20 protein-coding genes are annotated in these 21,737 nt (G+C 62.0%); 7 read left to right on the plus strand and 13 right to left on the minus strand.

All coding sequences use genetic code 11. The features are described from left to right. Window positions 1–53: 53 nt before the first annotated feature. Window positions 54–998, plus strand: coding sequence for a hypothetical protein (locus HX818_RS00635; RefSeq protein ID WP_177019292.1), 945 nt, complete (start codon window positions 54–56; stop codon window positions 996–998). Between the two features lie 84 nt (window positions 999–1,082). Here HX818_RS00635 and HX818_RS00640 read toward each other — a convergent pair whose 3' ends face one another. After that, entirely contained in the window at window positions 1,083–2,012 is a 930-nt protein-coding gene (locus HX818_RS00640; RefSeq protein WP_177019293.1) for an AraC family transcriptional regulator, read from the minus strand. Between the two features lie 326 nt (window positions 2,013–2,338). Here HX818_RS00640 and HX818_RS00645 point away from each other — a divergent pair, with 326 nt between their 5' ends. Both HX818_RS00645 and HX818_RS00650 read left to right on the plus strand, forming a co-directional pair. After that, window positions 2,339–2,680, plus strand: coding sequence for an antibiotic biosynthesis monooxygenase family protein (locus HX818_RS00645; RefSeq protein WP_003214130.1), 342 nt, complete (start codon window positions 2,339–2,341; stop codon window positions 2,678–2,680). Between the two features lie 43 nt (window positions 2,681–2,723). Next, window positions 2,724–2,972 (plus strand): hypothetical protein, encoded by a 249-nt coding sequence (locus tag HX818_RS00650; RefSeq protein ID WP_003214132.1) that lies wholly within the window; start codon window positions 2,724–2,726, stop codon window positions 2,970–2,972. A gap of 141 nt (window positions 2,973–3,113) precedes the next feature. Here the strand turns inward: HX818_RS00650 and HX818_RS00655 are convergent, their stop codons facing one another. The 5 genes from HX818_RS00655 to HX818_RS00675 form a co-directional block, all read right to left on the minus strand. Continuing rightward, window positions 3,114–3,746 (minus strand): flavin reductase family protein, encoded by a 633-nt coding sequence (locus tag HX818_RS00655; RefSeq protein ID WP_008435502.1) that lies wholly within the window; start codon window positions 3,744–3,746, stop codon window positions 3,114–3,116. Between the two features lie 124 nt (window positions 3,747–3,870). After that, window positions 3,871–5,190 carry an MFS transporter gene (locus HX818_RS00660; protein WP_003214136.1) on the minus strand — a complete coding sequence of 440 codons (1,320 nt, stop codon included), beginning with the start codon at window positions 5,188–5,190 and terminating at the stop codon, window positions 3,871–3,873. Between the two features lie 289 nt (window positions 5,191–5,479). After that, window positions 5,480–6,805 carry a sigma-54 dependent transcriptional regulator gene (locus tag HX818_RS00665; RefSeq protein ID WP_177019294.1) on the minus strand — a complete coding sequence of 442 codons (1,326 nt, stop codon included), beginning with the start codon at window positions 6,803–6,805 and terminating at the stop codon, window positions 5,480–5,482. Beyond that, window positions 6,799–8,565 (minus strand): ATP-binding protein, encoded by a 1,767-nt coding sequence (locus tag HX818_RS00670; RefSeq protein WP_177019295.1) that lies wholly within the window; start codon window positions 8,563–8,565, stop codon window positions 6,799–6,801. Before HX818_RS00670 ends, HX818_RS00665 begins: the two co-directional genes overlap by 7 nt. Before the next feature lie 217 nt (window positions 8,566–8,782). Then, window positions 8,783–10,306: a fumarate hydratase gene (locus HX818_RS00675; RefSeq protein WP_003214142.1), complete on the minus strand. Its 1,524-nt coding sequence runs from the start codon at window positions 10,304–10,306 to the stop codon at window positions 8,783–8,785. A gap of 216 nt (window positions 10,307–10,522) precedes the next feature. Between HX818_RS00675 and HX818_RS00680 the strand changes: the two genes are divergently transcribed. Together HX818_RS00680 and HX818_RS00685 are read left to right on the plus strand one after the other, a co-directional pair. Further along, window positions 10,523–11,455: an iron-sulfur-binding ferredoxin reductase gene (locus tag HX818_RS00680; RefSeq protein WP_102605688.1), complete on the plus strand. Its 933-nt coding sequence runs from the start codon at window positions 10,523–10,525 to the stop codon at window positions 11,453–11,455. 30 nt (window positions 11,456–11,485) lie between these two features. Further along, window positions 11,486–12,235 (plus strand): enoyl-CoA hydratase-related protein, encoded by a 750-nt coding sequence (locus HX818_RS00685; protein ID WP_177019296.1) that lies wholly within the window; start codon window positions 11,486–11,488, stop codon window positions 12,233–12,235. 199 nt (window positions 12,236–12,434) lie between these two features. On the opposite strand, the gene pyk is transcribed toward HX818_RS00685, so the two are convergent. Further along, window positions 12,435–13,886 carry a pyruvate kinase gene (gene pyk / locus HX818_RS00690; RefSeq protein WP_003214149.1) on the minus strand — a complete coding sequence of 484 codons (1,452 nt, stop codon included), beginning with the start codon at window positions 13,884–13,886 and terminating at the stop codon, window positions 12,435–12,437. A gap of 175 nt (window positions 13,887–14,061) precedes the next feature. Here pyk and HX818_RS00695 point away from each other — a divergent pair, with 175 nt between their 5' ends. Both HX818_RS00695 and HX818_RS00700 read left to right on the plus strand, forming a co-directional pair. Beyond that, window positions 14,062–14,436 carry a tol-pal system YbgF family protein gene (locus HX818_RS00695; RefSeq protein WP_003214151.1) on the plus strand — a complete coding sequence of 125 codons (375 nt, stop codon included), beginning with the start codon at window positions 14,062–14,064 and terminating at the stop codon, window positions 14,434–14,436. A gap of 226 nt (window positions 14,437–14,662) precedes the next feature. Then, window positions 14,663–15,022 carry a PilZ domain-containing protein gene (locus HX818_RS00700; RefSeq protein ID WP_177019297.1) on the plus strand — a complete coding sequence of 120 codons (360 nt, stop codon included), beginning with the start codon at window positions 14,663–14,665 and terminating at the stop codon, window positions 15,020–15,022. A 16-nt stretch (window positions 15,023–15,038) separates the two neighbouring features. Here the strand turns inward: HX818_RS00700 and HX818_RS00705 are convergent, their stop codons facing one another. From HX818_RS00705 to HX818_RS00730, 6 genes are read right to left on the minus strand one after another with little or no spacing between them, the layout of a single operon-like run. After that, window positions 15,039–16,370, minus strand: coding sequence for a DUF58 domain-containing protein (locus HX818_RS00705; RefSeq protein ID WP_177019298.1), 1,332 nt, complete (start codon window positions 16,368–16,370; stop codon window positions 15,039–15,041). Between the two features lie 7 nt (window positions 16,371–16,377). After that, window positions 16,378–17,358: a MoxR family ATPase gene (locus HX818_RS00710; protein WP_008432346.1), complete on the minus strand. Its 981-nt coding sequence runs from the start codon at window positions 17,356–17,358 to the stop codon at window positions 16,378–16,380. After that, entirely contained in the window at window positions 17,355–18,512 is a 1,158-nt protein-coding gene (locus tag HX818_RS00715) for a DUF4350 domain-containing protein (RefSeq protein ID WP_177019299.1), read from the minus strand. Before HX818_RS00715 ends, HX818_RS00710 begins: the two co-directional genes overlap by 4 nt. After that, a complete protein-coding gene (locus HX818_RS00720) occupies window positions 18,509–20,038 on the minus strand; it encodes a DUF4129 domain-containing protein (RefSeq protein ID WP_177019300.1) in 1,530 nt (509 codons plus the stop codon). Before HX818_RS00720 ends, HX818_RS00715 begins: the two co-directional genes overlap by 4 nt. Beyond that, the gene (locus HX818_RS00725) at window positions 20,025–21,005 is read right to left on the minus strand and encodes a stage II sporulation protein M (protein ID WP_087694641.1); all 981 of its coding nucleotides are present in this window, start codon (window positions 21,003–21,005) and stop codon (window positions 20,025–20,027) included. The genes HX818_RS00720 and HX818_RS00725 overlap by 14 nt, the downstream gene beginning before the upstream one ends. Next, window positions 21,002–21,694 (minus strand): RDD family protein, encoded by a 693-nt coding sequence (locus HX818_RS00730; protein WP_003214165.1) that lies wholly within the window; start codon window positions 21,692–21,694, stop codon window positions 21,002–21,004. The genes HX818_RS00725 and HX818_RS00730 overlap by 4 nt, the downstream gene beginning before the upstream one ends. Between the last annotated feature and the right edge of the window lie 43 nt (window positions 21,695–21,737).

Raw genomic sequence — 21,737 nt, forward strand, 5'->3', positions numbered from 1 at the left:
GTTACCCTTTCGCTGCAACCATCCACCCCGCAGGCCCCCAGATGGAAGCGTCCATGGTTCGCTGGTTGACGAGCGTTGGGCTTTTGACTGATCCCGTGATGGCTCGCTCAGTGAAGTATGGCAATTTTGGAGAGTTCACCAGTCGTGAGTACCCTACCGCGACCGATGAAGGCTTGCAGTTGATCACCGATTTTTTTGGTTGGTTGTTTGCATTGGATGATGCTGTAGGAGACACGGGCATCTTCGGGCACGACGTAGCCAATCTGACCCGCCTGCATCTATGGCTCCGCGAGATCATGGATAATCCCAACGCCCGGGAGCACGACGCTTTGGGGGCAGCGGTTATTGCAGGCTGCTCGGCTCAGCAAGCCAGTCTGTGTAAAAGCATCGGTACCGCGACAATAGACAGTTGGCGGCGATTGCAAATGCTGAGTTCATCGACTCAGTACATGCGCTGCGTTGAGGCGGCTACCTACTATTTTGTTGGAACGCTGTGGGAAGCCGGTTGGCATTCCATGCGCCGCACACCGAGTCCGGTGGAGTACCTCGTGGGGCGCCGGTTAACCACTGCAACGCCATTCGGTTTGGCGTTGCAAGACGTCGCCGCCGGATATGAAGTCCCGCCGACGGAGTACCTGCGTCAAGACATTCGTGACCTGAATGCAGTGGTTACCAGTATCACTGCGCTATGCAACGACATCTTTTCGTTCCCAAAGGAAAGAGATGAGACGCGGGTAGTAGCCCTCAACTATCCAGCCGTACTCATTGCGCATGAAGGACTGAATGAGCAGGATGCGCTGGACGCTACCGCAGCGCTGCATAACCAGTTGATAGACCAGTACCTTGAGTTGGAGACCGCTGCGCGAAAGGGGGCCAGCCCTGAGTTGATACGCTTTCTGTCGTCTATGCGATCTGAGATGAGGGGGCACTACGACTGGGCGCGTCATTCGCCGCGATATCGCCTCGACTACTATTTCACCGGGCTGGATATGACTTAGCGCAGCGCGCTCCATGTGGGTTGGGTTACAGCGACTCTCGGAACGGAGCGTGCTTCCAGCTCCACATTGTCGGTCTGTGGTGCGTCAAATGCTTTGACGCAATCTGGCCAGATCTCTAAGCGGCGGCGCACCAAACAGCCGGCTGTATTCGCGGCTGAACTGCGATGGGCTCTCATAGCCCACCCGATACCCCGCCGCCGAGGCTTCCAGGCCCTCGGCGATCATCAACCGCCGAGCCTCCTGCAAGCGCAACTGTTTTTGGTACTGCAGCGGGCTCATGGCGGTCATCGCCTTGAAGCGGTGGTGCAAGGTCGAGACGCTGAGGTTCACTTCCTTGGCCAGGTCATCAATGCGCAGGGGCTGTTCGTAGTTGCCGTTCAACCAGGTGATCGCCTGGCTCACCCGATGGCTCTGACTGTTGGCGACGGCAATTTCATACAGCCGATAACCCTGCGGACCGCGCAACAGGCGATAGAGAATTTCCCGATTGATCAGCGGCGCGAGCATTGCGATGTCTTTCGGTGCGTCGAGCAATCGGGTCAGGCGCAGCACGGCGTCCAGTAACTGGCTGTCCAGGCGGTCGACATACATCCCTCGGGAGGTCGGGCGCGGGGGCACGCCCATCGGCCCGGCTTCGGCAATCAGTGCGGTGATCTGTGCCGGGTCGATATTCACCCGAATCGACAGGTTGGGGTCTTCCGGCGTGGCATCAAGGATGCGCCCGGCCACCGGCATCGCTACCGAAAACACCAGGTAATTGAGCGGGTCATAGGCGAAGACTTCATCCGCCAAACGCACTTCCTTGCGACCCTGGGCGAGGATGCACAGTGCGGGTTCCACCAGCACCGGCGTGAATTCACGCGGGGAGTTATGACGGTTGAGATACAGCGACGTGATCGCCGTGCCGTAGGAACCATCCTCCCAGGTATGCCGGCGAACGATGCCGGCGAGTTCTGCGCGCTGCTTTTCCATATCGGCGTCGAGGGGGTTGGAGCGAAGTTCGGGCGACGACATGGGACATCCTCTGGTGCTTTGACGATGGGCACAGCTTAAGGGCGGTTTTGCAAAAAGCGGTATTTCGATTCTGCACAATCCTTGCCTGATCCTGCGAAAAATCGTGAATCAGGCAAGCCGGGGCCTGTCATGCCCCTGAAATACGGCAGTCATGCCGGGAATAAACTTCGCAGGCCGATTGCTATACCTACGCATCTCGCAGGATTGTGCAATAAGCCAGCAGGAATTGACTAACCGCATCCACGCCCGCGCCCGTATCTTTGATCCTGTGGCAACACGCCCTCACAGTGCTTGCCGAGCATCACTTCTCAACGGGAGAGTCGAACATGTCCACCCCCATTCCCGCGAGCCATATGGCCTTTATCCGTGCCCGTACCGGGTACAGCACCGAACTGGGTGCACGCTTGAGCAGTTTGATCGAACCGGGCCGCCAGGCTCAGGGTTGCCTGCAATTCTCGTTGCAGCACTCCCTGGCCGACCCGGATGTGTGGTTGGTGTCGGGCTTCTGGAGCAGCGAGCAGGCGATGAGTGCCTACTTCAGCTCGCCAGCGCTGATGGTCTTCACCGAGTTGTTGAATGACATGGTGGTTCGCAGCATGGACTTCCAGACCTTCACCGACGCCTCGGCGGCCAATGCCTATGGCGAGTACCTGCAACTGGCGGGCTAGTGCTTTAGAATGGCCGCCTTTCCCATTGGCCAGGACCTGCAACATGGCACGTAAAGAGTTTGCCCACCACGAAGCCGTTTCCGCCTTGGTGCGTGAAGAAGAGGGTGGCTATAGCGCCGCCATCGCCGTCAAGGCGCTGGATGGCATGGGCGCACCGCGCTTTCACAAGATCCTCGATGGACAGACGTTCAAGACTGCCTCCGACGCCGACGATGCCGCAGCTCTGCAACTGGAGCGCTTGGTCGATGTAGATGAAGACGGTCAGCTCTCTTGGGCAACTTCCGCCAACTAAAAACACCGCTGATCCAAATCTGGGAGCGGGCTTGTGTGGGAGCGGGCTTGCTCGCGAATGCGGTGGATCAGTTGGCATATGCATTGACTGATACGCCCCCTTCGCGAGCAAGCCCGCTCCCACATTTTTATCCCGTTCCAATCAGCGTTGCGCGGCGCCTGGGCGGTACATTTTGAACAGCGCTTCCGGCCCCAACTGAAAATAATCCGCCGGGCCACCTCCACGCAGGATCGGCTGGGCGGCAGCCGTGTCGTACACCCCGTCTTTCAGCAGCCATTTGGCGATATGCACCGCGACCACCTCGCCGAGCACCAACCAGCTTGGCACCAGCTCCTTGTCGGCGCGCTGCAGCTGAATGATCTGCGTCACCTTGCACTCGAACGACACCGGGCTTTCGGCCACGCGAGGCACGGCGATCACCTTTGAAGCCACCGGCGTCAAGCCGGCCAATTCAAACTCGTTGACCTCGGGTGATACCGGCGCGCAACTCTGGTTCATCTGCTCGGCCAGCGGGCGGGTAGCCAGGTTCCACACGAATTCGCCAGTCTGTTCGATGTTGTTCAGGCTGTCTTTGCGCCCGACACTGGAAAACCCAATGATCGGCGGAATGTAGTTGAACGCGTTAAAGAAACTGTAGGGCGCCAGGTTCAGGCGGCCCTGGCTGTCGTGTGACGAAATCCAGCCAATCGGGCGCGGGCCGACGATCGCATTGAACGGGTCATGGGGCAGGCCGTGGCCGTTGGCGGGTTCGTAGAAATGAATATCGTCGGACATGGGCCGGGGTTCCTGCTGGTGGTTCGGGGAAGGGCATCATAGTGCACTCAGGTGGCGTGTTCGCCAATGAAAAAGGGGCTGTGTCATACACTGACACAGCCCCTTTTTTATCCTGGCAGAACCCTTAGTCCGTAGTAATCCGCGAATGCTTGCGGGTGTCCTTCATGGTCACATACACCAACAGCGACACTGCAATACACGCGGTGACGTACCAGTAGTAACCGGTTTCCATGCCAATGCTCTTGAACCACAGCGCGATGTATTCAGCGGTGCCGCCGAAGATCGACACGGTCAGCGCATAGGGCAAGCCAACACCCAGGGCGCGGATTTCGGTGGGGAACAATTCGGCCTTCACCACGGCGTTGATCGAGGTGTAGCCGCTGACGATGATCAGCGCCGCCATGATCAGGAAGAACGCGCCCCACCAGGTCTGGATGGTGTGCAGGGTGGTGAGGATCGGCACGGTGAACAGGGTGCCGAGGACGCCGAAGGCGATCAGGATCGGCCGGCGGCCAACCTTGTCCGACAGCCCGCCGATGATGGGTTGCAGGCACATGAACAGGAACAGCGTGGCCGCCGAAATGGTGGTGGAGTCGGAGATGCTCATGCCGACGGTGTTCACCAGGTATTTCTGCATGTAGGTGGTGTAGGTGTAGAACGCCAGGGTGCCGCCCATGGTCAGGCCAACCACGGTCATCAGTTCCTTGGGGTGGCGCATCAAGGTGCGCATTGCGCTTTCCTTGGCCTTTTCTTTCTTGGTGAACGACTCGGTTTCTTCCATGCCACGACGCAGGTACAGCGCCACTACCGCGCACAGGGCGCCGATGGCGAACGGGATACGCCAGCCCCAGTCGTACAGCTGTTCGGTGGTCAGCAATTGTTGCAGCACGATCAATACCGCCAGGGCGATGAGCTGGCCGGAGATCAGGGTCACGTACTGGAAGCTGGAGTAGAAGCCCCGACGTTCCTTGGTGGCCATTTCGCTGAGGTAAGTGGCGGAGGTGCCGTATTCACCGCCGACCGACAGCCCCTGCAGTAAGCGGGCGAATACCAGCAGGATCGGCGCACCGATACCGATGGCTTCATAGCCCGGGCTCAAGGCAATCAGCAGCGAGCCGAAGCACATCAGGTAGACCGACGCCATCAAGGCCTTTTTACGCCCGACCTTGTCGGCGTACAGGCCCATCAGCCAGCCACCAATCGGGCGCATCAGGAAGCCCACGGCGAAGATCGCGGCGGTGTTCAAGAGCTGGGCGGTGGTGTCGCCTTTCGGGAAAAAGGTCTTGGCGAAATACAGGGAGAAAGCCGCATAGACGTACCAGTCGTACCACTCGACCATGTTGCCGACCGATCCGCTGAAGATCGACCTGATACGGCTGGAGGTGGTGCGTCCTTTTGCCGGCGCAGTCGCCGACCCCAGAGGCAGGGAGTTGGAGTTATCCATTTAAGGATCCTTCATCTAATTGTTTTTGTGGAGCGCGCGGAAGCGCAGCCTGGCTGGGCTATAGCAGGAGCTGTGCCAAGCCGATGAAGGCCCGGTCTAGAAGGGTTTGCGGAAATTTTTGAGCGGAAAATTGCTGATGAATCAAGGGGGATGAGCGGAAATCCGCCGACCAAGATCGCTCCCACGCTCTGCGTGGGCGCGCATCCTGTGACGTTCCGCGTCACGATTTTAAGGGCGGACGCGGAGCGTCCAGAGCTGCATTCCCACGCGGAGCGTGGGAACGATCGGGTTAGAGGAACGTATCCCGCGCCAGGCCATGGCGCTGCATTTTTTCATTGAAGGTGCGCCGTGGCAGCTGCAGCTCGGCCAGCACCGCCTTGATATCGCCTTTGTGCCGGGTCAGCGCGGCTTTCAGGCAATGGGCTTCAAATGCTTCCTGCTGCGCCGCCAACGATTGCCCGGCTTCGATGCCTTCCGGCTCCGGTTCACCCAGCCCCAGCACCTGGCGTTCCGCGGCATTGGCCAGCTCCCGCACATTCCCCGGCCAGTCATGGCTGAGCAGGCGCCCCAGCGCGGGTCCGCTCAGCGGCGCGAAGTTGCGGCCCAGGCGCTCGGCGGCGCTTTGTGCAAAGTGCTCGAACAGCAGGGGAATGTCTTCCCGGCGTTCCCGCAGCGGTGGCAGGCGCAGTTGTGCGACGGTCAGGCGATAGGCCAAGTCCTCGCGAAAACGCCCGGCGCGAGCTTCGTCCAGCAGGTCGGGTTTGGTGGCGGCGATGATCCGCAAGTCCACCTTGATGCTTTGATTGGAACCGAGCCGTTCGAGTTTTTGCTCCTGCAACACCCGCAGCAATTTCACCTGCTGGGCCAGCGGCATGCTTTCGATCTCATCGAGAAACAGCGTGCCGCCATTGGCGTATTCCAGCTTGCCGATGCGCTTGCCCTGGGCGCCGGTAAACGCGCCACTTTCATGGCCGAACAGCTCGGCTTCAAACAGCTGCTCGGGAATCGCCGCGCAGTTCAGCGCCACAAACGGCTTCTTTGCCCGGGGGCCGAAATCATGCAGGCAACGGGCGACCAGTTCCTTGCCGCTGCCGGTTTCGCCGCGAATCAACACATTGACCGGCAAGCCGGCCAGGTCCAGGACTTGCCGGCGCAGGTTCTGCAAACCCCGGGACACCCCCAGCAGGCTCGATTCCAGTTGGGCCCGGTGATCGGCCTGCTGATGCAACCGGCGGTTTTCCAGCACCAGCCCGCGCTTGTCCAGCGCCCGGCGCAGGCTGCTGAGCAGGGCCTCGGGGCTGAAGGGTTTTTCGAGGAAGTCGTAGGCGCCATCACGCATGGCCTCGACGGCCATCGGCACATCGCCGTGACCGGTGAGCAAAATCAACGGCAGGTCGGCATCGCGCCGCTGCACTTCGGCCAGCAACTCCAGGCCATTGAGGCCGGGCATGCGCACGTCACTCAGGATCACCCCGGGAAAGTCCCGGGGCAATTGCGCCAGGCATTCCTCGGCGCGGCTGAACAACTGCACCTCAAAGCCGGACAGGCTCAGCCATTGCTCGACGGCCGTGCGAATGCTGGCTTCGTCGTCGACCACAATCACCGCATTCAACATAGGTCTGGTGTCTCCAGCGCGATGGGCAAGGTCAGGGTAAAGATCGCCCCGTCACCTTGATTGCCGGCGCTCAGGCGCCCGCCAAGTTCGTGGACGATAGCGTACGACACGGCGAGCCCCAAGCCGAGCCCGTCGCTCACCGGCTTGGTGGTGAAGAACGGGTCGAACACGCTGTTGAGGTTTTCCTCGGCGATCCCGCCGCCGCTGTCGCTGACGGTCAGGTGCCATAGCTGCTGATCGGCGTGCAGACGGATCTCCAGGCGCTTGCGTGGCTTGTCGGCCATGGCGTCGAGGGCGTTGCGCAGCAGGTTGATCAGCACCTGTTCGAGGCGGATCGCGTCGCCGCGTACCCAGGCCGGGCGGGTCAGGTCCAGTACGGTGCCGATGGCTTCGTCCCGCAGGCGCGCATCGAGCAAGTGCAGGGACTGGTCCACCACCGTCGCCAGGTCGAGGCGTTCGCGCAGGCCGCTGGGGCTCTTGCGGGCGAAGGTCTTGAGGTGGCCGGTGAGCGCGGCCATGCGTGTGAGCATGTCGTCCAGCGGGGTCAGGGCCTGGTAGGCGTCGTCCACCCGGCCGTGGTCCAGCAGCAGCCGCAGAGTCGCCAACTGCATGCGCTGGGCGGTCAATGGCTGGTTGATTTCGTGAGCGAGGGCAGCAGACATCTGCCCCAGCGCTGCCAGTTTGGCGGATTGCACCAGGCCATCCTGGGCAGTACGCAGGGCGCGGGTGCGTTCTTCCACCAGTTGTTCAAGTTCTTCGCGGCTGCGCTGGCGCAAGCGGGCGAGGCGCCAGCGCTGGGTCAGGAACAGCACCAGGAACACCAGCGCCAGCCACGAGCCGGCGGCGGCGAGGCCGGCGTTGCGTTGGTCTTCAAAGGCAAATTGTGGCTTGCGCAGCAGGTGCAAGGTCCAGCCTTCGGCCTTCAGCGGCAGGGATTCCCAAATGTAATTGGCCTTGCCGTCGGGGCCGTCGACGCGCATCAGGTGGCTGTTTTCGTCAAAGCGTTGCAAGGCTTCGGTGTCCAGCGGCAGCAATTGTTTCTTGTCGTATTGGCGGGTGGCCTTGAGTTCGGCGTGGTCGCTGTCCGACAACGGACGCAGTGCGCGGTAGCGCCAGCCCGGCTGATTGGCGATAAACACAATGCCCCGGGCATCGCTGACCAGCAGCAAGTCATTGCCCTGGGCCCACTCGCGCTCCAGTTCCGGGAACTCCAGCTTGACCACCATGGCACCGAGGAACTGTTCGTTCTCGCCGACCACCGCGCTGGAGAGGAAATACCCCGGAATTCCGGTGGTCACGCCCACTGCATAAAAACGCCCGGTGCCCTGGCTCAGGGTTTGGCTGAAGTAGGGACGAAACGCGTAGTTGTGCCCCACATAACTGCTGGGCAGGTTCCAGTTGCTGGCGGCCACGGCGAGGCCGTTGCGGTCCATCAGTTCCAGGGTCGAGGACTGGGCGGCGCCGTTGATGCGCTCCAGCTTGCGGTTGAGCAAATCCTGGGTGGCGGTGTCCAGCGGGCCCTTCAGGGCGCTGATCATTTCCGAGTCCAGGGCCAGCACGGCGGGCAGGGCGCGGTAACGTTCGATCAGGGTGTGCAGGGAGTTGCCATAAAGCATGAGCTGCTGATTGGCGCGGGCGGCGTCATCCACCAGGGCCAGGCGTTCGGCGTGGCGGGTAGCGAGGGCGGCAGCCAGTACCGCGCCGGCGATGATCAGCAAGGAGTAGAGGGTCAAACGCAGCGGGCGGGGAATCGCAATCATACGAAGATGAACAGTGCAATTGGGGGCGAGCACCATAGCATGAGGCGCATGGCTGTTGTGGCGAGGGAGCTTGCTCCCGCTGGGGCGCGTAGCGGCCCCAAAAAAATGGGAGCGCTGCGCACTGGAGCGGGAGCAAGCTCCCTCGCCACAGTGAGAGGTGCATGAAACAAAAAAAGGCGACCGTAGTGGTCGCCTTTTATCCTTGCAGGGGAAATGCTTACTGCACTTCTACCGCCAGGCTTTCACTGATCTTTTTCTGCCAGATGGCAGGACCGGTGATGTGTACCGACTCGCCCTTGCTATCAACGGCAACGGTGACCGGCATGTCTTTCACGTCGAACTCGTAGATCGCTTCCATGCCCAGCTCGGCGAACGCCACGACGCGGGATTTCTTGATGGCCTGGGCCACCAGGTAAGCCGCGCCGCCCACTGCCATCAGGTAAACCGCCTTGTGGTCCTTGATCGCTTCGATAGCGGTCGGGCCGCGCTCGGATTTGCCGATCATGCCCAACAGGCCGGTTTGCTCGAGGATCTGGCGGGTGAACTTGTCCATCCGCGTGGCGGTGGTCGGACCGGCAGGCCCCACCACTTCTTCGCGCACCGGATCAACCGGGCCGACGTAGTAGATGAAGCGACCCTTGAGGTCCACCGGCAGGGTTTCGCCCTTGTTCAGCATCTCGACCATGCGCTTGTGCGCGGCGTCGCGACCGGTGAGCATCTTGCCGTTGAGCAACACGGTTTCGCCCGGCTTCCAGCTCTGCACGTCTTCCGGGGTCAGGGTATCGAGGTTGACGCGACGGGCCGACGGGCCGGCTTCCCAGACGATTTCCGGGTAGGCGTCCAGCGGTGGCGCTTCGAGCGATGCAGGGCCCGAACCGTCGAGCACGAAGTGCGCGTGACGGGTGGCGGCGCAGTTGGGGATCATGCACACCGGCAGCGAAGCCGCGTGGGTCGGGTAGTCCATGATTTTCACGTCGAGCACGGTGGTCAGGCCACCCAGGCCCTGGGCGCCGATGCCCAGTTGGTTGACCTTCTCGAACAGCTCCAGGCGCATCTCTTCGATACGGTTGGACGGGCCGCGCTTCTTCAGCTCGTGGATGTCGATGGATTCCATCAACACTTCCTTGGCCATTACCGCGGCTTTCTCGGCGGTGCCGCCGATGCCGATGCCAAGCATGCCCGGTGGGCACCAGCCGGCGCCCATGGTCGGAACGGTCTTGAGCACCCAGTCGACGATCGAGTCGGACGGGTTGAGCATGGCCATTTTCGACTTGTTCTCGGAACCACCGCCCTTGGCGGCCACGTCCACTTCCACGGTGTTACCCGGGACGATGGAGTAGTGGATCACGGCAGGGGTGTTGTCCTTGGTGTTTTTACGCGCACCGGCCGGGTCGGCGAGGATCGAAGCCCGCAGGACGTTTTCCGGCAGGTTGTAGGCCTGGCGCACGCCTTGGTTGATCATGTCGTCCAGGCTCATGGTGGCGCCATCCCAGCGCACGTCCATGCCTACACGTACAAATACGGTGACAATCCCGGTGTCCTGGCAGATCGGGCGGTGGCCGGTGGCACACATGCGCGAGTTGATCAGGATCTGAGCCATGGAGTCACGGGCCGCTGGCGATTCTTCGCGCAGGTAGGCCTCGTGCATCGCCTGGATGAAGTCAACGGGATGGTAGTAGGAAATGAATTGCAGGGCGTCGGCAACGCTCTGAATCAGGTCGTCTTGCTTGATCACGGTCATGAGTCGCGCTCCTCTATAAGGGAACATTCAATAAAGGTGGCGTCAGTGTTGCATCGGTCGGCTGAAGCCACCTTTCCAAGGCACGCCAAAGTGGTGCAGGCGCGACGCTAAAAAGGCGCGGCAGTATAACCCGCCACGGTGGCCGATACACCCGACTATGGTCAAACTCTACGGGGCGTGATTCCCTGTAGACGCCTTTTTGATCCGAGACCCTTGATGCCTGAACTTCACGTCGGTGAACGCCACTGGTCGGTAGCCGCCGGCAGCAACCTGCTGGATGCCCTGAACCAGGCGGGCGTGGCCGTGCCTTATAGTTGCCGCGCCGGCAGCTGCCATGCCTGCCTGGTGCGTTGCCAGGGTGATATCCAGGACAACCAGCCGGATGCCCTGAGCCCGGCGCAGCGCCAGGATGGCTGGCGCCTGGCGTGCCAGTGCCAGGTCGCAGGTGACTTGCAGGTCGAAGCCTTCGACCCGCTGCGTGACGGGTTGCCGGCGACGGTGTTGAGCGTCGATTGGTTGACCCCGAGTGTACTGCGCCTGCGGCTGCAACCCGAACGCGGCTTGCGCTACCGGGCGGGGCAGCATCTGGTGTTGTGGGCCGGCAGCGTTGCGCGGCCTTATTCATTGGCCAGCCTGCCCCAGGAAGATCCGTTTCTCGAATTTCACATCGATTGCCGCCTGCCCGGCGAATTCAGCGACGCCGCCCGCCAATTCAAGGCCGGTGACAGCCTGCGCCTGGGCGAATTGCGGGGCGGCGCCTTGCAGTACGACCCCGACTGGCAATCGCGGCCGCTCTGGCTGCTGGCCTCGGGCACCGGACTCGGCCCGCTATGGGGCGTGTTGCGCGAGGCCTTGCGCCAGGATCACCAGGGCGCCATCCGGGTCATTCACCTGGCCCATGACGCGGGCGGTCATTACCTCGCCGGGCCATTGGCCCAGCTGGCTGGTGCGCATCCGAACGTGACCGTTGAGCTATGGACAGCGGCTGAGGTGACGCAGGCGTTGGCGCAACTGCGGCTTGTTTCCCGGCAAACTCTGGCTTTACTCTGCGGGCACCCGGCCAGTGTCGAGGCCTTTTCCAAGCGCCTGTTCCTGGCCGGACTGCCGCGCAATCAACTGCTGGCCGATGTGTTCCTGCCCCGTGGTTGAGCGCTGAATTTCCCAGCCGCGAGATTTGTCATGACCGATGCCATCCTGCAGCAACGCGAACGCGGGTTGCTGATTTTGCAGCTCAATCGCCCGGACAAGAAAAATGCCCTGACCCGCGCCATGTACAGCCAATTGGCCGAGGCGCTGGAGCAGGCGGATGCCGATACCAGCGTGAATGCCGTGCTGATCCAGGGCAGCAGCGATTGCTTCACCGCCGGTAACGATATTGGCGACTTCCTCGAACAACCGCCGGCGGATCTCGACAGCCCGGTCTTCAATTTCATGCGCAGCTTGCTCAACTGCCGCAAGCCGGTGATTGCGGCAGTGGCGGGCGTGGCGGTGGGAATTGGCACGACGCTGCTGCTGCATTGTGACCTGGTGTATGTCAGCCGGGATGCACGGTTGCGCATGCCGTTCGTCAACCTGGGGCTGTGTCCGGAGTTTGGGTCCAGCTTGATCCTGCCGCGCTTGCTGGGGCATGCCAAGGCGGCGGAGTTGCTGCTGCTGGGTGAAGGGTTCACCGGCGAACAGGCTGCCGCCTGGGGCATTGCCACCGAGGCATTGGGCAGCGGTGAATCGGCCCTGGCCAAGGCCCGGGAAATTGCTGGACGGTTTGAGACCCTGGCGCCGGGCGCGGTACAGGTCAGCAAGCATCTGATGAAAAGCGTTGATCGCGAGCAGTTGCGCAAGGTGATCGAGGAGGAGGGGGCGTTGTTTACCCAGAGGTTGAAGTCGCCGGAGGCGATTGCGGCGTTGTCGGGGTTTATCACTCGGAGATGAATGAGCGTTGACTGGTCGGCCGTCTTCGCGAGCAAGCCCGCTCCCACATTCGACCGTGTTTCTTCAGGATGTACGCGATCAAATGTGGGAGCGGGCTTGCTCGCGAATAGGCCAGTAAAGCCAACACACAAGCCAATTTGCAATGCAAAAAGCCCCGCCATTCACATGGCAGGGCTTTTGTTTTTCAGCGAGCGGTCAATCAGACCATTGGGTCGCCAACGTGCAGGATCTTCATGCCGTTGGTGCCGCCGATGGTGTGGTAGCTGTCGCCCTTGGTCAGGATGACCCAGTCGCCTTTCTCCACGACGCCGCGCTTGAGCAACTCGTCGATCGCGGCCTGGCTGACTTGCTCAGGCGGCAGCGATGCCGGGTCGAACGGTACGGTGTAGACGCCGCGGAACATGGCCGCACGGGCCTGGGTTTCGCGGTGCGGGGAGAACGCGTAGATCGGGATCGAGGAACGGATGCGCGACATGATCAACGGCGTGTAGCCACTTTCGGTCAGGGCGATGATCGCTTTCACACCCGGGAAGTGGTTGGCGGTGTACATGGCCGCCAGGGCGATGCTCTGGTCGCAGCTTTCGAAGACCTTGCCGATACGGTGGCTGGAGGTCTTGCTGGTCGGGTGCTTTTCAGCGCCGACGCAGATGCGTGCCATGGCCTGCACGGCTTCCAGCGGGTACGGGCCAGCCGCACTTTCAGCCGAAAGCATCACGGCGTCGGTGTAGTCGAGCACGGCGTTGGCCACGTCGGACACTTCGGCACGGGTTGGCATCGGGTTCTGGATCATCGACTCCATCATCTGGGTCGCAACGATCACCGCCTTGTTGTGGCGACGTGCGTGCAGGATGATTTTCTTCTGGATACCGATCAGCTCGGCGTCACCGATTTCCACACCCAGGTCGCCACGGGCAACCATCACGGCGTCGGAAGCCTTGATCAGGCCGTCGAGGGTTTCATCGTCGGCTACGGCTTCGGCGCGTTCGATCTTCGCCACCAGCCAGGCAGTGCCGCCGGCTTCGTCGCGCAGTTTACGGGCGTATTCCATGTCGGCGGCGTCGCGCGGGAAGGATACCGCGAGGTAGTCCACTTCCATTTCGGCGGCGAGCTTGATGTCGGCCTTGTCTTTTTCAGTCAGGGCCGGGGCAGTCAGGCCACCGCCGCGACGGTTGATGCCTTTGTGGTCCGACAGCGGGCCGCCGATGATCACGGTGCAATTCAGTTCGGTCGGGGTGGCGGTGTCGACGCGCATTACCACACGGCCGTCGTCCAGCAGCAGTTCGTCGCCCACGCCGCAGTCTTTCACCAGGTCCGGGTAGTCGATACCCACGACTTGCTGGTTGCCTTCGGTCAGGGGATGGCTGGTGGAGAAGGTGAACTGGTCACCGATCTTCAGCTCGATCCGCTTGTTGGCAAATTTGGCGATACGGATTTTCGGGCCTTGCAGGTCACCCAGCAACGCCACGAAGCGGCCATGCTTGGCGGCCAGGTCACGCACCAGCTTGGCGCGAGCCTTGTGCTCGTCCGGGGTGCCGTGGGAGAAGTTCAGACGGGCAACGTCCAGGCCAGCCAGAATCAGCTGTTCGAGGACTTCCGGCGAGTTACTGGCCGGGCCAAGGGTGGCGACGATTTTGGTACGACGGACGGACATGCACGGACTCCTGAGTTCAAGCGCTGGGGAAGGCTACTATGCTCTTTGGTTGTAGTCATTGTTCGTTTGCACTACTTATCGATGATTCGCTTGTTTTCACTCTGCATGAACAGATGAACAACCTTGAAGATTTTCGATGAAGGGTCGATACACTGCACAAGACAGGAGAACCCCCATGCGAATCGTGATCATTGCTGCCCTGGCCGTCAGTGTTGTCGGCTGCACCCGTTGGTCGATGGACCATCATTTGAACAATGCGTACCGCGCCTACGGTGTGGGCGATTGCCAGCGGGTCACCCTTGAGTTGTCCCAGGTCGACCGTGAAAGCCGTTCCCGGCGCTACGTGCAACCGGAAGTCTCGATGTTGCGCGGGCAGTGCCTGGAGCGCGAGAAGCTGTTTGTCGATGCGGCGCAAACCTATCAGTTCATCATCAGCCAGTACCCGGCGAGCGAGTACGCATTCCGTGCCCGTGCCCGTTTGGATACCCTGCAGCAACTGGGGCATTACCCCGGCGCGAGCGTTGCCCAGCCGCGGCCGGCGTCGTTGTGATGATATTTGTCATGCCATAGCTGGCTCGTTGCCAGTCTTGGGCTAATCTTTGAATGTCAGTTTGTATAAGTTTCTATTCAAACGGATGGCGTTCCCGGATTTGGCAGCTGTAAAAGTGGCAACCCGTTTGCGGTTGTCGCACCGATATCCGGGGAGAGCGGGCCCTCAGGCTCGTTTCGAATCACTGGAGCGGCCACATATATGGCCATTGGATGGCGACCTCATCATGTTTACTCACCGACGGATCGAGCGGCATCAGTTACCTTGCTTCCTTCAAGTGTTCAACCGCCTGACGGACAAGCCAATCGGCTATCTGGGCAATGTTTCCGAGCAGGGCCTGATGTTGATCAGCCAGTTACCCATGATGGTCGATGTGGATTTCGAGCTGCGCTTGAAGATCCCCGGGCCTGAGGGTGAGGTGCAGGCGGTAGACCTCACGGCCACCTGCCTGTGGTGTCATGAGGATATAAACCCCCAGCATTACGATTCCGGGTTCAGCATATCCCAGGCCCCTGCCGAATATGGGGAGGTGATCAGCGCGCTGCTGGATTACTTCAGCTTTGATCCGTTGCAGGCCTCTGCCTAGGTGCTGCATCCGGCGTTCATAGCGCGCCGGCTTTTTTCCAGCCCAGGTAGCGGGTCACCAGGGCGGCACCCAGGTCCGAAGGCAGTGTGTCCAGTACCGACAGCCCGTGGGCGTTCAAGCGGTCGTGGAGTTCGTCCCGGGTATTGAGATAGTTGATCGTGCCGCAGTAGGCCAGGGCTTCGGGCAGGGTTTGCACGGGAGCCTGGCGTAACTGGTCAAGGATCTCCTCCCGCAGGCTTGCGACCATTACCCGGTGCTGGCGGCTGATGCGCTTTACGGCGCTGAGTAACTCTTCATCTTCCTCATCCCGCAAATTGGTCACTACGATCACCAGCGAGCGACGTTTCTGCCGGGCCAGCAGTTGGCTGGCGGCCGCCTGGTAATCGGCCGTACGCCGGGACGTGTCCAGGTCATACACCGCATTCAGCAACAGGTTGAGCTGGCCACTGCCCTTGACCGGCGCCAGGTAGCGCGGCTGGTCGCAGGCAAAGGTGCACAGCCCTACGGCATCGCCCTGGCGCAAGGCTACATAACTGAGCAGCAGGCAGGCGTTGAGCGCGTGGTCGAAGTGCGACAGTTCGGCGTCCTGGCTGCGCATACGGCGGCCACAATCGAGCATGAACATGATCTGCTGGTCGCGCTCGTCCTGGTACTCCCTGGCAATGGGCGTGCGTTGCCGGGCGGTGGCTTTCCAGTCGATCTGGCGCAGGCTGTCACCTTCGCGAAACTCACGCAGCTGGTGAAACTCCAGGCCCAGCCCACGCCGTTGCCGCTGGCGTACGCCCAGCTGGTTGAGCCAGTTGTCCACCGCCAGCAACTGCGCGCCATACAGGCGTGCGAAGTCCGGGTAGACCCGGGTGGCGTCGCTGACGTCGATCAGGCGCCGGGCCGACCATAGCCCCAGGGCGCTGGGCAGATGCACTTCACAGCGGGTAAAGCTGAAATGCCCGCGCCTTTGGGGCCTTAGCCGATAACCCAGTTCACTGTGCTCGCCGGGCCGCAGTTCGATGGATTGCGGCAGGTCCTCCACCGCCAGGCCGTCAGGCACATGATCGAATACCTGGACCGCCAACGGCTGGGGATAATCGTGCTCCAGGGTTACCCGCACTTCCCCCCAGCGCCCCAGTGCCAGGCTGCCGGGCATCTGCCGTCGCACGCGCGGGGACGGCCGGCGGCGCAGGCGGCTGGCATCCAGCAGGGCCAGCAGCAACAGGGCCAGCAGCAGGCCCCACGTCACTGAGTGCAGGGCGTCTGGCACCTTGACCTGTAGCGCCACCAGTGCGCCGAGCAGGATACTCAGGCCCAGCAGTACACCGAGCCAGGTCAACAGCAGGCGGGTTGGTCTCATGGGCGTCTCATTGGCGTGGCGCCGGGACCTGGTCCAGCAATTGCCGGAGCACCTGGTCGACTTCCAACCCGTCGATATCCAGCTCCGGGGCAATACGCACCCGATGGCGCAACACTGCCAGGGCGCAGCCCTTGATGTCGTCCGGGGTCACGAACTCGCCCCCGCGCAGCAAGGCCCGCGCCCGTGCACCGCGAACCAGGGCGATGGAGGCCCGGGGCCCGGCGCCGATGGTCAGGCCCGGCCAACTGCGCGTAGTGCGGGCCAGGCGCACGGCGTAGTCGAGCACCTGCTCATCCAGCGCCAACTCGCTGGCAATCTGTTGCAACAGCAGCACGTCTTCGGCTTGCAGCACCGTGCGCAGCGGCTGTACGTCGAGCATGTCGGCTCGGGACGAGCGGGTGACTTCGCGCACCATGTCCAGTTCCTGCTGTGCCTCGGGATAGTCCATGCGCACCTTGAGCATGAAACGGTCCAGTTCGGCTTCGGGCAACGGGTAAGTACCTTCCTGCTCGATGGGGTTCTGGGTGGCCAGTACCATGAACGGCTGGCCGATGGGCAGCGCCTCGCCTTCAAGGGTTACCTGGCGTTCCTGCATGGCTTCGAGCAACGCTGCCTGGGTTTTCGCCGGGGCACGGTTGATCTCGTCAGCCAACAGCAGGTTGGTGAACAACGGTCCCTTGCGCAGCTTGAACTGTTCGGTATGCAGGTCGTATACGGCATGGCCGGTCACGTCGCTGGGCATCAGGTCCGGGGTGAACTGGATGCGCGCGAACTCGCCTCCAAAACAGCGTGCCAGCGCGCGTACCAGCAAGGTCTTGCCCAGGCCGGGAACCCCTTCAAGCAACACATGGCCGCCCGCGATCAACGCCGTGAGCACGTCATCGATCACCGGGTCCTGACCGATAACCGCCTTGCGCAGTTCGACGCGCAAGGCCTGGGCCAGTTGGCTGGCGCGCTGAATCGGGTCAGTGGCGGGAAATTCGCTCATAGGGCATTCCTGAGGGTTTGCAGGCAGGCCACCTGGCGGCTGAAATCGGCGCTGGAGAGCCGTTTCGTCGCAGGTGGGCCAAGGGCCTGGCTGATAACAAGGGAGGGTTGGCGGGTCAGGCGTTCAAGCACCCGCAATTGTTCGGCTGTATCGAGGTGTTCGAACCCGGGATGACGGCGCCGAGCGGTGCGCTGGATGTCGCGCTGCAAAGCTTGCAGCAAGCTGTCTTGCCCGCTGCGGCGCAACAGGAAGTCGGCACTGGCGTTCAAGTGTTCCTGCAATTGCCGGCGTGCCTTGGGCGCCGGTTGCCGGATCGGACCCTGGCGCAGGCTGGCGTGCCAGAGGCCCAGGGCGATCAGTGCGGCAAGTGCCATCAGTGCCTGGGGGAAGTAGCGCAACAACAGGCTGAACAGGTCCTCGACATCCGTGTTGAACAGCAGTGTGACCTGGGTGCCCTGGCTCAGGTACCAGAGCAGCCACGCGTTATCGTGCAGGCCGATGCCCGGGTTTTTCCACAGGTCGCTGTCGGTGACCACGGTCACACGCCCTTGCCCGAGGTTGACCTGCATCAGGTGCGTCGACCGGGCGCTGTTGGCCGAGAATTGTGCCAGGTGCCTGGGGTCGGTGAGGTTGAAGTCGGTGTCGAAGCTGAAATAGGCCGGCGCTGTTTCGTTGTCCACATAGAGTTTGGTCAGGTCCGGCGTTTTCTTTTTACGCGCGGGTGCCGGAGCGTCGAATTCTTCACTGAAGGATTGGTGTATCTGCACACGATCCAGCAACAGGTCGCCACTTTCACCGGTGTCCTCATCCCACAGCGCTTCGGCTACCAGCAGCAGATGGCCGCCAGCCCGGGTCCACTGCAGCAATTGATCAACCTGGGGCGGGCTCATGTTGCTGCGCTCGCCCAGCAACAGCAGGCTGTTGCCCTTGGGCGAAAGGCTGGCCAGCCGTTCGAGGCTGTTGGCATGTTCCACCACCAGGCCCTGCCGGCGCAGAAAGTGTTCAGCTGCCAGGTAGGGGTTGGCCAGGGCTTCGGGTGAAGGGCCGCGATCGACCACTTCCTGATAAGGAATCGCCTTGTGCCAGGCATAAAAACCGCCTGCTGCCAGCAAGCCCGCGACCAGCAGCCCGACCCACAGCAACGGCCGATTCATTGCGCCGCTCCCGAGCCGAACAGGGTTCGCCAATCGCTGCATAGCTGTTGTTGCACCAAGGCAGGCGGCAGGCGATGGCCATAGGCAAGGTTTTGCCAGTAACGGGTCAGCTCACCGCTGAATGCCAGCAGCTGCGGTTGTTGCAGTTGGCGGATACGTTCCAGGACTTCACCTTCCGTGTCGGCACTTTTCAGCGGCAGGTTGAAGTCGTGCAGCAAGCGGCTGAGCAACCCACGGTAGAGCAGGCCGAGGGCTTCCCGGGGCTGTGTTGCCCACAGCTGTTCGGCGGCGTCTGCGATGTCTTCGGGCAAGGTGTCAGCCCCCAGTTCAAGGCCGAACAGCTGCGAAGGCACGGGTTTGGCAGCCTTGGGTTTGCGCGGGCTGCGGCGGCTGACAAAGGCATGCAGCCAGTCGCGGTAGCGCCAGATCACCAGTGCCAGGCCACCTGCCAGCAATCCCCAGAGCAGTACTTCAAGGCCCTTGGCGATGTGCTTGAACGAATCACTGTTGAGGTTTTTCAGCAATGCTTCCAGCCAGGCTGGCAGCTTGGCATCACCTGCCGCTTTGTTTTTGTCGGCTGCTTTATCCTCGCCGAAGCGGTAGCGAGTGAGCGTTTCCGGGTTCTTGAACGGTGGCTGCTCCAACAGCGTCTTGATCGAGTGACTGGCCGATTGTGTAGTCAGCGGCGTTTGGGGAACCGGTTCATCAGCCCATGCCGATGGGATCGGCGGAATCAGCGTCAGCCCGGCCACCAGCAACAGCAGCGACGCCACACCGCTCAGGCGCTGGCGCATTCGGCGGAACACCAGTTCCAGGTCCCAGGCTTCCAGCACCGTGCGGCGGTTCAGGTAAAGGCTGAAGCCACAGGCGACATAGATCGGCTCCCAGAACACCAGGATCAAGGCGTAGAACATGTTGGTCAGGTGCTCCAGCCAACGCCAGTCGTGGCCGGCGGTGAGCACCAGTTGCTGCCAATCCCAGTCGCGTTCGACCTCTTGCGGCAGGAAGAAATAGAACACGGCCATCAACCCGAACCACAGGGCGATTTCCAGGTGCACCCCGATCAGGGTCAGCCAGCGCGCGGCGCCTGCGTTGCGCTGCTGCAACACCCCGAGACGTTGTTGGCGCGCCTGGCCTTGCAGCCCTTCGAGCTGGACCACCGGTATCTCGAAGCTACGGCTGAGGCTGAAGCGCCGCCAGGTCAGGCTGGCCAGCAGTTGGCCCTTGAGCAGCCGCGGCGATTGGCGCAGCGCTTGTTTCAGGCTGGGTGTTTCGCCGAACAGGGCCTTGGACAGGATATACAGTGGCAGGCGGTCGAATGCCGGTTTCAACCACCAGAACAGCAACAGCGCGGTGGTGGGGTGATTCCACAGCAGCACGCTGAACAGGGCGAAGACCGGCAAGGTCACGATGGCCCAACTGCTCATCAACAGCAGCCGATGTTCCCGGGCCAGCAGGATGCCGAGGTCCATGGCCTCCCAGGAGGTACGCGGGCGGATCACGACGCTGGCATCACTCAGGCGCATGGCGATTCCGTCCGGCAAACAGCAGGTAGGCCGCCATCAGCAACCACAGGGCGGTGCCGACCAGGTACTTGACCCACGGCGCCACGGCATTGGTGGACGACCAGTACGCCTCGATAAACGCGGCGATCAGCAGGAACACCATCACACCACAAATCATTTGCACACTTTTGCGCGCGGCCAGGCGCAGGGATTCGCCTCTGGTGAGGGGCCCCGGTGCAATCAGCGCCCAGCCCAGTTGCAGGCCAGCCGCGCCAGCCAGGGCAATTGCGCTGAGCTCGAAGGCGCCATGGCCGATGACAAATGACCAGAACGTTTGCCCGTAGCCGATTTGCGTCAGGTGCCCGGCAACGGCGCCAATGATCAGGCCATTGAAGAACAGGAAAAATACGCTGCCCAGGCCGAACAGCAGCCCGGCGGCAAAGGTCTGGAAGGCGATACCGATGTTGTGCATCACGTAGTAGCCGAACATCATCCAGTCTTCGCTGGAAGCGCGCTCGGCTGCCCGGCCCAGGCGGCTGGCATCGGGGTTGTACATGGACTGCATCTCGGCCACCTGCCGAGGGCTGACGATGCTGTAGATCAAGTCCGGAAACAGGTACACCAGCAAGGCAATGCCGAGCAGGCTGCCAAAGAACAGCAGGCCGGCAGCCAGCACAAATGGCCATTGCGCGCGAACCAGCCTGGGGAAATCGGCCAGCAGGAAGCTCAGCACGTTTGCCCCCATCCGGCTGCGATGACGATACAACTGTTGATGGCCGCGCAAGGCAAGCTGCTGCAACGGGTCCACCAGGTAGCTGCTGTAGCCGCGCTCCTGGGCCAGGGCCAGGTGCTGGCACAACTGCCGGTATTGATGAGGGAAGTCGACGAAGTCGGCGCCTTTGGCTTTGCCTTTCTCCAACTGCGTCAATTGCTCGGCAAAGGCTTGCCATTGTGGCTGATGACGGCTTTCGAAAAGACTCTGTTTCATGCTGGCCCCAACAATCCGCGGGCCACACCGTTGAGTTCTGCCACGGCGCGGGCAGGGGAGACCTGCAGGGGCGTGGCCAGGATAGCGGCCAGTTCGTTGACCCGTTCGGCCGACAGCTCGCCCTGGCGTTCGGCGAAGCTGAGAATCGCCCGTTGTTCGTTCAGCTCAAGGGCGAACGGCAGGCGCAGCGCCGGGGCCTGGGGCACTTGCGGGCGGGAAAGCGGTTGTTCGCGGTAGATCACCAGGGTCCCGGCCGCCAGGTCGCCCAGGCGCTTGAAGTTTGGGTGTTGCAGGCAACTGATGGCGCCGAGAAAATAGCCGAAGGGCAGCATGTCGACAAAGCGCAGCAGGTTACGGATCAGCGAGGCGGACCAGCCGATGGGCGTGCCGTCGTCCTGTACCACCCGCAGGCCCATGACCTGCTTGCCGGGCGAGCAGCCCTGGTTGAGCACTTCGAAAAGCACCATGTACCACCAACTGACGAGGAACAGCAGCAGCGAACCCAGGCCAATGCCCAGGTTGCCGAGAAAGGCCAATGCGATAAACAGGATGCCGAGAATCAGGCCGCGCAAACCCAGGTCGAAGGCAAAGGCCAGTGAGCGTACCAGCAGGCCGGCCGGGCGCAGGGGCAGGTCGATACCCTCCGGGGTCTCGATCTGGTAGCGGGTATCCAGTGGCGCAGGTGGCATCGCGGTCCTTGGCAGTGCGGCGCTGGCGCCTGGGCGGCAGCGG

Source organism: Pseudomonas sp. F9001 (assembly GCF_013385435.1).
In the GTDB taxonomy this organism is placed as follows: domain Bacteria; phylum Pseudomonadota; class Gammaproteobacteria; order Pseudomonadales; family Pseudomonadaceae; genus Aquipseudomonas.